This window comes from Candidimonas sp. SYP-B2681 (genome assembly GCF_003971065.1).
In the GTDB taxonomy this organism is placed as follows: Bacteria; Pseudomonadota; Gammaproteobacteria; order Burkholderiales; family Burkholderiaceae_B; genus Pollutimonas.
In genome coordinates this window covers 110,779-124,157 of sequence record NZ_RYDV01000007.1, presented here as the reverse complement: position 1 = coordinate 124,157, position 13,379 = coordinate 110,779, and the positions used below count along the sequence as shown (strand labels likewise).

The following is a 13,379-nucleotide window of genomic DNA, read 5'->3' as shown; positions in this document are numbered from 1 at the left end:
GTGACTTTTCATAATGTGAAATAATGGGTTCGGCGGGTACAATAGATCGGTATACGCTCGGGTTCTTACGAAACCGCCGGTTCTACCTGTTTACGTCCCTCAGCGGGACTATTGATTCGCCATGCACGATCCTATCCTTGACGACGCCCCTTTGGGGCACGAAGTGGCCTACCCCGCCGCCTACGATCCAACTTTATTGTTTCCGATAGATCGGAGCCTGAATCGCAAGAAGCTTAATGTCCCCCACCGGTGGTATGGCGAGGACATCTGGAATGCCTACGAGATATCCTGGCTCAACCCGAAAGGGAAACCGGTAGTCGCGATTGCCCGATTCATATTCGCCCCTGACAGCCCTCGATTGGTTGAATCCAAGTCCCTCAAGCTGTATTTGAATTCGCTGAACGAAGAACGTTTCGATAGTGCCGAAGTCGTGCGCGCGCGTATCTCGAGCGACTTGGCCGCTGCTTGCGGCGCTGCGGTTGCAACAGACATCGACACCGGCATTGGCTCCGGCACCCTGCTCTGTCAGCCGATGGAAGGCGTTTGCATTGACGGGGCCGATATCGAAATTACGAACTATCAGCCTTCGGCTGGCATATTGCAGACCTTGAGCAGCGCAGAAACTGTCACAGAGACCTTGATGTCGGATCTGCTTAAATCCAACTGCCCGGTAACGGGGCAGCCCGACTGGGGCAGCGTGCAGGTGAGCTATACCGGGCCACCAATTGATCGGGCCAGCTTGCTTGAATATATTGTGTCGATGCGCCGTCACAACGAGTTTCACGAACATTGCGTCGAGCAAATGTATTGCGATATATGGTACGCATGCCAACCGGAATCGCTACTGGTGTATGCGCGCTATACCCGGCGCGGTGGGCTTGACATCAACCCGTGGCGCAGCAGCCAGCCGGCCAGTGTCAGTCATGCTCGTACGATACGACAGTAACGATGCTTAAGCGCCTGCGGTGTTCAACGTAGCGCGGCTGGCCGACCTGGCAACCCACAGGGCCAACATGGCGGCGACCGCGAATCCGGTTGCAGCGCCGAACCACGGCCCCTGTACGTAGCCCGCATCCAGCATCAGGCCAAATCCGGCCGGTGCGAGAGACGAACCAACATCCATACCCGAATAAACCAGCCCATATACGGTGCCCGTCGCGCCTTTTGGGGTTACGCGCCGAATCAGCATATCGCGCGATGGCGCCGATACACCGGAACAAAAACCGGCCATGGCGATTAGCGTGACCGCAAAAGCAGGCGGCACCCCGCCGTTAGCGAGCACTAATAACAAAGCGCCGGCTACCAGCAGCGAAACGGCCACGATGCGCTCTGTGTTGGGCGTAGAACTGACAAGAAATCCACCAACAAGCATTCCGAGCGCCGCTGCCACCATATACGCCGACAACGTCGTTCCCGCGAGAATCTTGTCGATCCCGTAAACCTGATCCAGCATGGGAATGGTGTAGTTCTGTACGGCCGATAAGGCCATCGAGGTGAAAGCGAAGAACAGGAAGGCTCCCCACAGAGCGGGCTGAGCCAACAAAGTGGCCAGTGTCTGGAACGCCGTCTGGTTGGAAAGGTCTGGTGCCGCACTTGCCCTGTTGCTGATCTCGGAGCGATCGGCGGATAGACTGGCATCCCCCTGATTTTTTCCTTCGAGCAAACCACGTCCTAGCCAAGTCAGCAACAAAACGAACGCTACTAGCGCCGCTGCGGCGAAGGCGGCGATTCGCCAGTTTGCCAAGTAAATAATGGTCGCCATAAAGACGGGGGTCAATGCCCAGCCCAAATTCCCGGTCAGTCCGTGCGTACTGAAGGCATGGCCCAAACGGTGAGGGCTGACCCTGTGATTGAGGATAGAGAAATCCACAGGATGAAAAACAGAATTACCAATACCGCCCACCACAGCGGCTAAAAGTAACATCCAATAGTTGCTGGAGACTCCGATCAGGATGCCCGACAGGACAAAACAGGCTAGCCCGAACCGGAGCACGGGCGCAGGGCCTATACGATCGACGACGAACCCCGAAGATGCCTGACCTAGGCAAGAAACCAGGAAAAAGGCAGATGCCAGCAACCCCAACTTCGCAAAATCGTAGCCATATTCGTGGGCCAACGACAAATAAAGCGTTGGCAACACCAACTGAAAGAAGTGGGAGCTGGCGTGCACCGTACCCACCAGACTGATAATCAGCCAGTCCTTCCGTTTCAGGGAAAAATTGTCAACAGGATCTAAAATCGCGGCGGTCATACGAAAAAGCTCGAAAAAAGGCGCTCAACTACGCCGATCGGTTTTGTCACGGATTTCTGGCCAGGCGCGGCGCAGGTAATAGCACATCGACCAAACCGTCAGGATTGCGGCGATTACGATAAGAACCTGACCGACAATTTCAGTAGATATGCCGTAGATCGGTTGCCAGTACAAGAGGCAGGGAATGGCAATCATTTGCGCGGCAGTCTTGAATTTGCCAAGACGGTGCACCGCGACACTTCCGCTTGCCCCGATTTTTGCCATCCATTCGCGCAATGCCGATATGGTGATTTCGCGCCCGATGATCACCAGCGCAATAAAGGAATCGACGCGGTTCAAGTCAAGCAAAATAAGCAATGCGGCACATACCATCAACTTGTCTGCGACGGGATCCAGGAAAGCCCCAAATGAAGAAGTCTGATTCCAGCGGCGTGCTAGCCAGCCATCAAACCAATCGGTGAGGGCCGCAATAATGAACGCCAGCGAGCCAACCATATCGCGCATCGGGACTGAAATCCAGTCCGCCGGAATATAGTACAGCCCCACTATAAGCGGGATCATGGCTATGCGTAGCCACGTCAGGGCAATGGGTAAGTTAAAAGGCATAGCCTGAATACTACCTTATCGCAGCGCATGATAGATACGCTCGGCGAGTTCGGCCGAAATTCCGTCAACTGAGCGCAAATCATCCACGCTGGCATCCACAACACCCGAAAATCCGCCAAAGCGGGCCAACAGCTTCTGGCGGCGCTTGGCTCCGACACCCTCGATTTCCTCAAGACGCGATACATTCCGTGCCTTCGCGCGCTGGGCACGCATGCCGGTAATCGCAAACCGGTGAGCTTCATCGCGGATTTGCGCGACAAGCATAAGCGCTGCGGATTCGATGCCCAAAGCCGCCGGTTCGCGGCCGTCGGCGAACACTAAAGTCTCGAGGCCGACCTTGCGCCCCTCTCCTTTGGACACCCCAACTATCGTATGCGTATCCAGGCCAAGCTCCACCAGCACCTGTCGGGCGATTTCCACCTGCCCCTTGCCGCCATCGATCAGTACCGCATCGGGCATTTCGGCATGGCCGTCCGCCACACGCGAGAACCGCCGGGTCAGAACCTGCCGCATGGCAGCGTAATCGTCGCCGGGCGTGATCCCGGCGATGTTGTAGCGGCGATACAAAGAGGGTTGCATGTCGTGGTGCCGGTACACGACACAAGACGCCTGAGTGGCTTCACCAGCAGTGTGGCTGATATCAAAGCATTCAATATGTAGGGCGTCGAGAAAGGCTTCGTCGGTATCAAGGTCTAGCACCTGGGCCAGTGCCAAAGTGCGTGCAGCTCGAGCGGTGGACTCGGTCAATACACGTGCAAGCGCCATCTCAGCGTTCTTCATGGCCTGTTCTGACCACGTTTTGTACATACCCTGCGGCTTGATGATCACTCGCGCCTTGACACCGGTTTGTTCGGCGAGTAGGGAAATAAGCTCTGGATCGGGCAAAGGATGCGAACACACTAATACAGCGGGCATTCCATTGTCGACGTAGTGCTGCCCAACGAATGCTGCCAGCACATCGCCCGGACTGTCGTCCAGTGTGTGTGATGGAAAGAACGGTTTATCGCCTAAATGGCGGCCACCACGGACCATGGCCAAGTTTACGCATACCCGTCCACCCGCAGACGCCAGGGCAATAACATCGACATCGTCATTGCCCACTTTTTCCATGGACTGCTGCTGCAAGACCCTGGCTAGTGCACCCATGCGGTCACGCAACACGGCCGCACGCTCGAACTCCAGTTCGTCGGATGCTTTACGCATTCGCATTTCGATTTCGTGCAAAACTTCCTTGGCGTGCCCGTCCAAGAAGCGTACCGCGCGCTCGACATCAGCGAGATACTCATCGTGGGGAATCAGATTCACGCAAGGTGCTGAGCAGCGGCCAATCTGATACAGCAGACAGGGTCTGGACCGGTTCGCAAAGACGCTGTCCTCGCAAGTACGCAGGCGAAATACACGCTGCAGTATTTGTATCGTTTCCCGTACCGCCCAGGCATTGGGATAAGGGCCAAAGTAGCGGCCTTTACCGCTTGTACTGCCCCGGTAGTAGGCAATGCGGGGCGTTTCGTGGCCACTGAACATCAAATACGGATAGGACTTGTCGTCGCGGAACAATATGTTGTAGCGCGGCTTCAGGCGCTTGATAAGATTGTTCTCGAGCAGCAAGGCTTCAGCTTCAGATCGAGTCACCGTTACATCAAGGCGCACCACCCGGGCAACCATATGGGCAATACGCGGACTGTCAGGTGTTTTCTGGAAGTACGAATTGACCCGTTTCTTCAGGTCGCGCGCTTTCCCCACGTACAGGACCTCGCCCTGTGCATCAATATGCCGGTATACACCCGGCAAATGTGGCAAATCAGCCAGAAACGATTTGAGATTGAAGTCTTCTGGCATATTGATAGCGTTCGTCGGCTTGCAAGGCGTCCCAGCCACGTGCGCGCTTCTGCGGCATCAGACGGCGTATACGTTGGATAGATTCGGGGCTGTGCTCGAACTGTAAACGGGCAAGAAGATCGTCAGCAAGATCGGGCCGATTGCAAACCAGCACCATGTCACAACCCGCTTTCAGGGCAGCGTCGGCGCGAGCCAGGATATCGCCGGCGACGGTCGCCCCTTCCATGGTCAAATCGTCCGAAAAGACCACTCCGTCATAGCCCAGGTCCTGACGCAACACTTTTTGAATCCAATGACGTGAAAAGCCTGCAGGATGGGGATCCACTTTGGGGTAGATCACATGAGCCGGCATGACCGAGGGAAGCACCATATCGCCAAGCCAGGCATAAGGGGCGGCGTCTTCCTGCATGATCTCTTCAAAGCTGCGCTGATCTATCGGGATCTCGTGATGTGAGTCTGCCTCGACAGCGCCATGGCCAGGAAAATGCTTGCCGCATGCCGCCATATCCGCCAACATCAGCCCCTGGATCAGGGCGCGCGCCAGGATGGTGACAACCCTGGGGTCCCGGTGAAAGGACCGGTTTCCGATGACCTTGCTGACCCCATAATCCAGGTCAAGCACTGGCGTGAAACTGAGGTCTACCCCGCACGAACGCAGTTCGGCGCCCAGCACAAAGCCGGTTTCTGTCGCCAACCGCATCGCGGCAAGTGAATCCTCGGCCCACAATTCGCCAAACACGCTCATGGCGGGAATTTCGGAGAAGCCATCGGTACGGAACCGCTGCACCCGTCCGCCCTCGTGGTCGACAGCAATAAGCAGCGGCTCGTCGCGTTCGGCATGGATGGCATCACACAACGCCGTCAGTTGTTCGCGATGGTCGAAATTGCGAGCAAATAAAATTACGCCCCCAACCAGCGAATCGTTCAATCGGGCACGTTCGTGATCCGTGAGTGATGTGCCTTCTATATCGACCATTACCGGTCCAGGTGGCGAGCTTCCACGCGTCTGCTGGGCTGTCATACAGTTTTCCGTTATTCCTTGAGTGTTGCTGTAAGCGTTTCGACCATGACGAATGCCACCACCGTATCGCTTTCATCTGTAATTGAAACATGCGCCGCACCAAAACGCTCGCGATACCAGGCTGCAAGCGGCTCGGCAAGCATAACGAGAGGTTTGCCGCTGGCCTCGTTCAATGTTTGCATTCGCGACCATGCCATCGGACTATGCATACCCAGGCCGATAGCCTTGGAAAATGCTTCTTTGGCTGCAAAACGCGTGGCCAGAAAACGGATACCACGCTGCGGGTCACGCTGATAGCGCCGATGAAACTTTTCGATCTCCTGCGGCCCGAGAATGCGTTCAACAAACCGGATCCCATGTCGCGCAAACACTTTTTCTATTCGGTCGACCCGCAATAGGTCTACGCCTATGCCAGCGACCTTGTCTTTTCCTGCCTGAGCGATCATTTATCCATCCGGTGATTCAATGTTGCCGGGCTCTCCGTTTATAGAATGATACCTTGCCTGCGGCGGAATCAGGAACGGCCTCGCCAATTCTGGCAAGGCCGTTATACCTTGAACAACCAAAATGATCCGTCTACTTGGGCCGCTTGTCCACGACACGCCGCGCCTTCCCAGTAAGGGTGCGCTCTACGAGCCCTGAGGTTTGCACCGTAACCCGCGCCGTGACCCCAATGTAGGTCTTCACGGCATGTTTGAGCTTGGCGGCCAGCAAATCACGTTCTGCAACGCTCAAGTGATCGAAATCGGGGCGGACCTCGGTCAGGATTTCCAGCTCGTCAAGATTTCCGCTACGGGTCAACACTAGCTGATATTGCGCCGCTAACTCGGGGATTCTGAGCACGACCTCTTCCACCTGAGTGGGAAACATATTCACACCGCGAACGATCAGCATGTCGTCGCTGCGGCCCGTGATCTTGCCCATACGACGCATGCTGCGCGACGTTGGCGGCAGCAAGCGCGTAAGATCGCGTGTCCGGTAACGCACCACCGGCATGGCTTCATTGGTAAGCGAGGTCAATACCAATTCGCCGGGCTCGCCCTCGGCCACCGGCTCGCCAGTATCGGGATTGATGATCTCAGGATAAAAGTGGTCCTCCCAGATTACCGGACCATCTTTCGATTCGGCGCATTCCATCGCTACCCCGGGACCCATTACTTCAGACAGACCATAGATATCTAGAGCGTCGATACCTGCACGATGCTCAATCTCGGCACGCATTTGGCCGGTCCACGGCTCTGCCCCAAAAATGCCGATGCGTAGCGAACTATCGCGAGGATCCAGCCCTTCGCGCTCCATTTCCTCGAGGATATTACAAAAATAAGAAGGCGTGACCATAATGATCGAAGGCTGGAAATCCTGGATCAGCTGAACTTGCTTTTCGGTTTGCCCCCCAGACATCGGCACCACCGAGCAGCCTAGTCGTTCGGCGCCATAATGAGCTCCCAGTCCACCAGTAAAGAGCCCATACCCATAGGCTACATGGGCAATGTCTCCCGGACGACCGCCGGCCGCCCATATCGAACGGGCTACCAGGTCAGCCCAGTTTGCAATGTCGTGGGCCGTATATCCGACCACGGTTGGTTTTCCTGTTGTGCCGCTAGATGCGTGTATCCGTACAACTTGTTCACGTGGCACGGCAAACATCTTGAAGGGATAGTTGTCGCGCAGATCCTTCTTGGTGGTGAAGGGAAATCGGGAAATGTCCGAGAGCTGCTTCAGGTCGTCGGGGTGAACGCCAGCGTCATCAAACGCCTTTTTGTAATGAGGGACGTTTTCATAGGCGTGTTTCAGCGACCATTTCATGCGCTCGAGCTGCAGGCCTTGGAGTTCATCCTGGCTGGCGTGCTCAACTTCCTCGCGGCCTATATTTTGTGTATTCAATTCAGTCATGTTTGTCTCCAGCCATTGATCGTCACTTTTATTAAGTACATGAATCACTACTCGCCTACGATTTGGCCTTTTATCCGGTAGGACCGCCCGCGAAATATCGCGATCCGCTTGCCGTGCTGGTTGGTCACGTGGACATCGTAGACGCCGGTCCGCCCGGCCAGGGAATACTCGACGGCGGTTGCAGTCAGTACATCGCCCTCGAAGCCTGGAGCCAGATAGTCTATTGAACATCCTGACGCGACGGTGGCCAGATTTCGCGAATTGCAGGCAAACGCAAATGTGCTGTCCGCAAGTGCGAAGATGAAACCCCCATGACAAGTTTTGTGCCCATTCAGCATATCGGCACGCACAGTCATGGACATCTGAGCCTGTCCCGGCGCCACAGATAAAACACGCGCGCCCAAGGCCTGGGACGCTGCATCGCTTTCATACATAGCGGCAGCGGTCAGCTCAGCCAACTTTTGCGGATCATCTGGAATCTGAACCTGCACTTCTACAGAAGCGGGCGAAGCGTTCATTATTTTCCTTTGAATACCGGTTGGCGTTTACCGAGAAAAGCAGCGACGCCTTCTGCATAGTCTGCACTGCTTCCCAACTCGCGCATGAGATCACGCTCCAGATCGAGCTGCTCGTCGAGAGAATTGCTTAGACTTTGATTCAAGGCATGCTTGGTATAGGCGAGACCTTTCGTCGCGGCCCCCGAGAAATGCGCCGCCAATTCATTTAAACGCGCATCGAACTGATCGTCCGCCACACACTGCCAGATCAAGCCCCAATTGGCAGCATCCTGTGCGCTAAGCTTTTCGCCAAGCAAGGCTAGCCCCATAGCGCGTGCGTGCCCCACCAAGCGAGGCAAAGCATAGGTGCCGCCTGTGTCCGGCAAAAGGCCAAGGCGGCAGAAAGGCTGAATAAAGCTCGCCGACTGTTTCGCAATGACGATGTCTCCGGCCAAAGCGAGGTTGGCCCCTGCACCCGCCGCCACGCCGTTGACACCCACTACGACCGGGATGGGCAAGGCACGAAGGCGCCGTACCAATGGCGCATAATATTTTTCAATGGTATTGCCCAAGTCAATGGGGGCCGATCCCGCGCTCATCTCTCGTTCAGACAGATCCTGGCCCGCGCAAAAGGCGCGCCCGTTGCCCGAAAGGACGAGGACCCGGGCAGCCTTCGCTTCGGCTTGGGTAATCGCGTCAGACAACTCGGCGTGCATAGTCGGCGTAAAACTATTGAGTTTGTCTGGACGATTCAGGGTAATACGCGCGACGGCTCCGTCCATCGCGAACTCGATGCTCTCGTAGATCAATTTTGTCTCCTTTTTTTTAATGTGATCAGTCAGGCATGCCAGCGCGTTTGTACAACCCGAAACCGGTTGGCCACATAGGCCGAATCAGAAAGGGCCGCATTCGCAGCCGGGTTGGCGCCTGTACCGTGGAAGTCGCTGAACGCCGCTGTCTGGTTCACAAATACTGCTCCTGTCAGATTAAGCGACAGCGATACGCCGGCACGCTCGGCTGCCTTCTGCGCTTTACGAGCAACCGTGTCATCAGTGGTATAGACCGAAAAGGACAACGCACCGTGCTCGATAACCTTCTGTTTGGCCAATTCAATGCTGCTATCAGTTGATTCCGTTCCTACGACAAATACAATTGGGCCAAACCACTCGCGCGAAATTGCTGGATCGTTGGAATTTGCCTTCAACAGCAAGGGAGTCTGGACCGTAGCGTTTTCGAATTGCGGATGCTGAAGGCTGCGACTGTCGGCAAGCACTGTCAAACCTAGCGCTTTGGCATCTGCGAGGCGTTGCACGGTTGCGGAATTCTGAATGGCGCCGGTAATTTCCACGGCCTTGGCAGGGTCGGAAGTCAGCTTTTCGACCGCCTCAGCCAGTCCGGCTGCCACCTCATCGAAACTCAGATGTCCGTCCGCGGTTTTGATGCCATCGCGAGGCACATAAATATTTTGCGGCGCTGTACACATTTGTCCCGAGTACAACGCAAAAGAGAATGCCAGGTTACGAGCAACGTTTTTAAAATCATCAACGGAATCAATAATGACCTGATTCACGCCGGCTTTCTCGGTATAGACCTGCGCCTGGCGAGCATGCTCTTCGAGCCAGTTACCGTTGGCGCTGCTGCCTGTGAAGTCGATAATCTTGACCGCCGGATTCAGGGCCAGAGTCTGGGCCGTATCGTCGCTGGCACTGTGCGCCGCCAACAATACGACATTAGGATCGAATCCTGCCTCCGCCAAAACGTCACGAGCGATCCTTACCGTAATGGCCAAAGGCAGGATTGCTGCAGGATGCGGTTTGACGATGACCGTATTGCCGGTCGCCAGACTAGCAAATAGCCCAGGATAACCATTCCATGTCGGGAAGGTAGAGCAACCGATAATGAGACTGATCCCTCTGGGTACGACGGTAAACTTTTTCTGCATCTTGATAGGATCGTGCTTGCCCTGGGGTTTCTCCCATGCAACCAGTTCTGGAATGCGCGACATCTCTTGCCAGGCATACGCGACGGCTTCCACGCCACGATCCTGGGCATGAGCACCACCGGCCTGGAACGCCATCATGAATCCCTGTCCCGTCGTGTGCTGCACCGCATATGCCATTTCGAAGCTACGCTGGTTTAGTCGTTTAAGAATTTCCAGCGAAACGCCCGACCAAACGCGGGGACCCGCTTCGCGCCAGGATTCGAGTGCATGTTCAGACTGGGCGATCAAGGTTTCAACCGGCACTTGGGGATAGCGGATGCCTAGTGCAAAGCCAAACGGCGATTGCTCATTTCCGACAGTGCCAGTGGCCCCTTCTTGTTGTAGAGGGAAATCTTTGCCCTGATAAGCCTCGAATACCGCCTTGGCGTCATCGTTCGCCGTTTCGCCGTAAACCCGGGGACTTGGCGATTCGGAAAACGGACTCCAGTACCCGCGGCTTGCCGTTGCGGCAACCGCTTGCTCTAGCAGTTCCTGATGATCATTAAAAAAATCTTTAGACACTTGGCTCACTCCTAAAAAACTGGCCTGACGTACAGGCCAGGCCTATTATTGTTGGTGGGCAAACGCTGCAGCGCTCGTCCAGTGAAATACCAATCAGGTTTCTTGGTCAAAATCAATTACCAGCTTATCGCTGACCGGAAAGCTCTGACAACAAAGCACGAAGCCTCGGGCGACTTCGTAATCTTCCAGGGCAAAATTGGCGTCCATATCGACCTCGCCTTCAATGACCTTGCAGCGACAGGTGGAACAGACCCCCCCTTTGCACGAGTAAGGCAGCTCGATGCCCTGCGCCAAGGCGGAATCCAGTACGCTATCCTTGTTCTTTTCGATGGTCAGGTTTCGCGTAATGCCGTCTTGTATAACGGTCACTTCGCACATATCGTTACCGGGCGCCTTACGCGCCTCGTGGCCGGTACGAAGCGCGCGCGGTCCTTTTGGCGAACCAAATAGTTCGAACTTGATCCGGGACTTATCTACCCCTTTATCGATGAGTGCCTGCGTGACGGACTCGGTCATGTCCTGGGGTCCACACACAAACGCATAATCGATTTGTGAAGGGTCCAACCATAGGCGAAGCAATTGTTCGACCTTCGGACCATCCAGGCGGCCATTGAAAAGCTCTATATCCTGATGTTCGCGGCTCATGATGTAAACCAGAGAGAACCGCGTCATATAGCGATTTTTCAGGTCTTCAATCTCTTCGCGGAACAAAACCGCCGACGAGGCGCGATTGCCAAAGAACAAAGTGAAACTGCTGTTGGGCTCAATATCGAGAGCGCTTTTGATCAGCGACAAGATGGGGGTGATACCGCTACCCACGGCAAAGGCCACGTATCGATTCGCATTTTCAGTTGAAAAATCAATGGTGAAATGCCCATCTGGGGGCATGACCTCTAAAGACTGACCCGCTTCCAGATGCTGGTTAGCCCAGCTGGAAAAAGTGCCATCGTTCATACGCTTGATGGCCACCCTTAATTGCTTATCGCTGGGAGCAGCGCAGATCGAGTAGGAACGGCGTAATTCCTCGCCGTCTACACTGGTGCGCAGGGTCAGGTACTGGCCAGGGCGAAAAAAGAACTTCTCGTGCAAATCCTGGGGTACGTCGAACGTAACCACCACCGCATCGCGCGTGTTTTTGGCAACCGATGCCACCTTCAACGAGTAAAAATTATTCATTAATGTGCCTTGAAGTAGTCAAACGGTTCGCCACAGTCGTTGCAGCGATACAAGGCCTTGCATGAAGTTGACCCGAAGTGGCTGATAAGCCGAGTATGGCTAGAACCGCATAACGGACAGGCCACGAGCACATCGGTGGCACGGCGCGTAATGCCCGAGATATCGATCGCCTTTTCACCAGGAGGTGCAATACCGTAGTCCTTTAACGCTGAGCGCCCCTCGGGAGTCATCCAGTCGGTGGTCCAGGCGGGTGACAGTTGTGTTTCGATGCGAACCTGATCGACACCACGAGCGTGCAATATGTTCTTGATATCAGTCGAAATTTCCTGCATGGCCGGACAGCCGGAATACGTTGGCGTAATCGTCACCACACAGACCGGCCCTTCCCATGAGACTTGCCGAATCAAGCCGAGGTCGACCACCGATAACACAGGAATTTCCGGATCAGGAACGCGTCTGAGGCACTCCATGACCTCGTCGTTTGAGATGGAAGTTGACCGTGTATTCACCACGCGGCTCCTGGGTAAGCGCGCTGCAGGTGCTGCATCTCGGCAAGAATATACCCGAGCGCTTCGGTATGACGGCCTGTGATCCCGCCCCTATGGGCCGGATGATAGGCTTCATCATCTCCAGGAAGTGTCAGTGTCGCCTCGTGGACGGTCTGGCGAACGTGGCCGTGCCAGCCATCCCACAACTGCGAATGAAGGGGTGCGACCTTGCGTTCGGCCATCGTCCGGACGATGTCGTCGTCGATGAATAGCTCGCCAACAAAACGCCATGCATCGTTCATGGCGGCCTGCATCCTGGCGTGGCTTTCAGACGTGCCATCACCCAGCCGCACAAGAATATCGGAGGAACGTCGCACGTGATAGGTAACTTCTTTAAGCGATTTTTCGGCTATGGCGGCAACACGCTGTTCCGATGACACCCGTAACGCGTCAAGAAGAAAGTAATGCCAGACATCAAAAAAATACTGCCTTGCGATGGTGTCGCCGTAATGGCCGTTCGGCCGCTCTACCAACAAATAGTTGCGATACTCAGGTGCATCGCGCAAATAGGCGAGTTGGTCTTCATCGCGAGACGCCCCTTCGACGTCGCCCGCCAATGTCAGCCACATTCGTGACTGACCCAGTAAATCGAGCGACACATTGGTCATGGCAAGGTCTTCTTCCAACGCCGGGCCATGTCCCGTCCATTCGGCGAGCCGATGTGAAAGTATCAGCGTGGTGTCGCCCATGCGAAGCAAATATTGAAACAAGGCTTGATCCATGGAACCCCCTACATGTGCTTGATTTCTTCGGGCATTGGGAAGAATGTGGGATGGCGGTACACCTTGCTATTAGCAGGTTCGAACAACGGTTCTTTATCGCCCGGACTGCTGGCGACCACATCGTTCGCCTTCACGACCCAGATGCTCAGCCCCTCGTTACGGCGCGTATAGACATCGCGGGCATTGTTGATGGCCATTTCCGCGTCGGGCGCATGCAGACTGCCTACATGCTTATGGGCGAGCCCGTGTTGGCTTCGAATAAAGACTTCCCAAAGGGGCCATCCGGTTTGACTCATTTTCATATCCTCCGCGGCGCCACCGCC

At 55.4% G+C, this 13,379-nt stretch carries 14 protein-coding genes; 1 reads left to right on the top strand and 13 read right to left on the bottom strand.

Annotated elements, in window-relative coordinates; all coding sequences use genetic code 11:
- Positions 1-121: 121 nt before the first annotated feature.
- On the top strand, positions 122-946 hold the full coding sequence (gene queF, locus EKL30_RS15140) for an NADPH-dependent 7-cyano-7-deazaguanine reductase QueF (protein WP_126708086.1): 825 nt from the start codon (positions 122-124) through the stop codon (positions 944-946).
- Between the two features lie 6 nt (positions 947-952).
- On the opposite strand, the gene EKL30_RS15135 is transcribed toward queF, so the two are convergent.
- From EKL30_RS15135 to paaB, 13 genes are all read right to left on the bottom strand, one after another.
- Entirely contained in the window at positions 953-2,251 is a 1,299-nt protein-coding gene (locus EKL30_RS15135; RefSeq protein WP_126708085.1) for an MFS transporter, read from the bottom strand.
- Between the two features lie 24 nt (positions 2,252-2,275).
- Positions 2,276-2,857, bottom strand: coding sequence for a CDP-diacylglycerol--glycerol-3-phosphate 3-phosphatidyltransferase (gene pgsA / locus EKL30_RS15130; protein ID WP_126708084.1), 582 nt, complete (start codon positions 2,855-2,857; stop codon positions 2,276-2,278).
- Between the two features lie 15 nt (positions 2,858-2,872).
- Complete coding sequence (gene uvrC / locus EKL30_RS15125) at positions 2,873-4,696, bottom strand: excinuclease ABC subunit UvrC (RefSeq protein ID WP_126708083.1); 1,824 nt, start codon at positions 4,694-4,696, stop codon at positions 2,873-2,875.
- A complete protein-coding gene (nagZ, locus tag EKL30_RS15120; protein ID WP_126708082.1) occupies positions 4,659-5,717 on the bottom strand; it encodes a beta-N-acetylhexosaminidase in 1,059 nt (352 codons plus the stop codon). Before nagZ ends, uvrC begins: the two co-directional genes overlap by 38 nt.
- An 11-nt stretch (positions 5,718-5,728) precedes the next feature.
- The gene (gene acpS / locus EKL30_RS15115) at positions 5,729-6,163 is read right to left on the bottom strand and encodes a holo-ACP synthase (RefSeq protein ID WP_126708081.1); all 435 of its coding nucleotides are present in this window, start codon (positions 6,161-6,163) and stop codon (positions 5,729-5,731) included.
- 130 nt (positions 6,164-6,293) lie between these two features.
- The gene (paaK, locus tag EKL30_RS15110; RefSeq protein ID WP_126708080.1) at positions 6,294-7,610 is read right to left on the bottom strand and encodes a phenylacetate--CoA ligase PaaK; all 1,317 of its coding nucleotides are present in this window, start codon (positions 7,608-7,610) and stop codon (positions 6,294-6,296) included.
- Between the two features lie 47 nt (positions 7,611-7,657).
- Entirely contained in the window at positions 7,658-8,128 is a 471-nt protein-coding gene (gene paaI / locus EKL30_RS15105) for a hydroxyphenylacetyl-CoA thioesterase PaaI (RefSeq protein WP_126708079.1), read from the bottom strand.
- Positions 8,128-8,889 carry a 2-(1,2-epoxy-1,2-dihydrophenyl)acetyl-CoA isomerase PaaG gene (paaG, locus tag EKL30_RS15100; RefSeq protein WP_370246275.1) on the bottom strand — a complete coding sequence of 254 codons (762 nt, stop codon included), beginning with the start codon at positions 8,887-8,889 and terminating at the stop codon, positions 8,128-8,130. The genes paaI and paaG overlap by 1 nt, the downstream gene beginning before the upstream one ends.
- 56 nt (positions 8,890-8,945) lie before the next feature.
- Positions 8,946-10,610, bottom strand: coding sequence for a phenylacetic acid degradation protein PaaN (paaN, locus tag EKL30_RS15095; RefSeq protein WP_126708077.1), 1,665 nt, complete (start codon positions 10,608-10,610; stop codon positions 8,946-8,948).
- Positions 10,611-10,703: 93 nt separating this feature from the next.
- Positions 10,704-11,786 carry a 1,2-phenylacetyl-CoA epoxidase subunit PaaE gene (gene paaE / locus EKL30_RS15090; protein WP_126708076.1) on the bottom strand — a complete coding sequence of 361 codons (1,083 nt, stop codon included), beginning with the start codon at positions 11,784-11,786 and terminating at the stop codon, positions 10,704-10,706.
- Positions 11,786-12,256 (bottom strand): 1,2-phenylacetyl-CoA epoxidase subunit PaaD, encoded by a 471-nt coding sequence (gene paaD, locus EKL30_RS15085; RefSeq protein ID WP_126708213.1) that lies wholly within the window; start codon positions 12,254-12,256, stop codon positions 11,786-11,788. Before paaD ends, paaE begins: the two co-directional genes overlap by 1 nt.
- A 35-nt stretch (positions 12,257-12,291) precedes the next feature.
- Positions 12,292-13,056: a 1,2-phenylacetyl-CoA epoxidase subunit PaaC gene (paaC, locus tag EKL30_RS15080; protein ID WP_126708075.1), complete on the bottom strand. Its 765-nt coding sequence runs from the start codon at positions 13,054-13,056 to the stop codon at positions 12,292-12,294.
- Between the two features lie 8 nt (positions 13,057-13,064).
- Entirely contained in the window at positions 13,065-13,352 is a 288-nt protein-coding gene (gene paaB, locus EKL30_RS15075; RefSeq protein ID WP_126708074.1) for a 1,2-phenylacetyl-CoA epoxidase subunit PaaB, read from the bottom strand.
- Between the last annotated feature and the right edge of the window lie 27 nt (positions 13,353-13,379).

Excerpts from the sequence above, each read along its gene's own strand:
- queF (WP_126708086.1), top strand. The coding sequence starts at position 122 with ATGCACGATCCTATCCTTGACGACGCCCCTTTGGGGCACGAAGTGGCC.
- EKL30_RS15135 (WP_126708085.1), bottom strand. The coding sequence starts at position 2,251 with ATGACCGCCGCGATTTTAGATCCTGTTGACAATTTTTCCCTGAAACGG.
- pgsA (WP_126708084.1), bottom strand. The coding sequence starts at position 2,857 with ATGCCTTTTAACTTACCCATTGCCCTGACGTGGCTACGCATAGCCATG.
- uvrC (WP_126708083.1), bottom strand. The coding sequence starts at position 4,696 with ATGCCAGAAGACTTCAATCTCAAATCGTTTCTGGCTGATTTGCCACAT.
- nagZ (WP_126708082.1), bottom strand. The coding sequence starts at position 5,717 with ATGACAGCCCAGCAGACGCGTGGAAGCTCGCCACCTGGACCGGTAATG.
- acpS (WP_126708081.1), bottom strand. The coding sequence starts at position 6,163 with ATGATCGCTCAGGCAGGAAAAGACAAGGTCGCTGGCATAGGCGTAGAC.
- paaK (WP_126708080.1), bottom strand. The coding sequence starts at position 7,610 with ATGACTGAATTGAATACACAAAATATAGGCCGCGAGGAAGTTGAGCAC.
- paaI (WP_126708079.1), bottom strand. The coding sequence starts at position 8,128 with ATGAACGCTTCGCCCGCTTCTGTAGAAGTGCAGGTTCAGATTCCAGAT.
- paaG (WP_370246275.1), bottom strand. The coding sequence starts at position 8,889 with ATGGACGGAGCCGTCGCGCGTATTACCCTGAATCGTCCAGACAAACTC.
- paaE (WP_126708076.1), bottom strand. The coding sequence starts at position 11,786 with ATGAATAATTTTTACTCGTTGAAGGTGGCATCGGTTGCCAAAAACACG.
- paaD (WP_126708213.1), bottom strand. The coding sequence starts at position 12,256 with ATGGAGTGCCTCAGACGCGTTCCTGATCCGGAAATTCCTGTGTTATCG.
- paaC (WP_126708075.1), bottom strand. The coding sequence starts at position 13,056 with ATGGATCAAGCCTTGTTTCAATATTTGCTTCGCATGGGCGACACCACG.
- paaB (WP_126708074.1), bottom strand. The coding sequence starts at position 13,352 with ATGAGTCAAACCGGATGGCCCCTTTGGGAAGTCTTTATTCGAAGCCAA.